Here is a 241-nt window from a genome sequence, read left to right as displayed (position 1 = left end):
TCGTGGTACAGCGTGGCCAGGTGCGTCAGCTCCATCACGACGGCGGCCTGGCGGGCGGGCGCGTCCACGTCACGCGCTTCCACACCCGCGTCACCACCCCCGAGCTGGCCCCGGCCGCGCTGCTCGCGCTCGCCGGCCTGGTGCTCGCCTTCCTGCCCGGCCCGGTGGAGGGGACCACCACCGCCCCCACGGGCTCCCTGCCGCCGCTGGACCCGGAGGAGGCGCCGGCCTACCTGGCCCT

At 77.6% G+C, this 241-nt stretch carries 1 protein-coding gene; it reads left to right on the top strand.

Annotation, left to right across the window (positions count from 1 at the left end):
* Positions 1-20 precede the first annotated feature (20 nt).
* The coding region (locus tag KVS67_RS12860; RefSeq protein ID WP_217565535.1) for a hypothetical protein at positions 21-241 on the top strand (221 nt) is incomplete at its 3' end.

The sequence above is a fragment of the Micrococcus sp. GbtcB5 genome, assembly GCF_019091605.1.
In the GTDB taxonomy this organism is placed as follows: Bacteria; Actinomycetota; Actinomycetes; order Actinomycetales; family Micrococcaceae; genus Micrococcus; species Micrococcus luteus.
The sequence above is the reverse complement of the archived record's forward strand: the minus strand, read 5'-3'. Positions and strand labels throughout refer to the sequence as shown.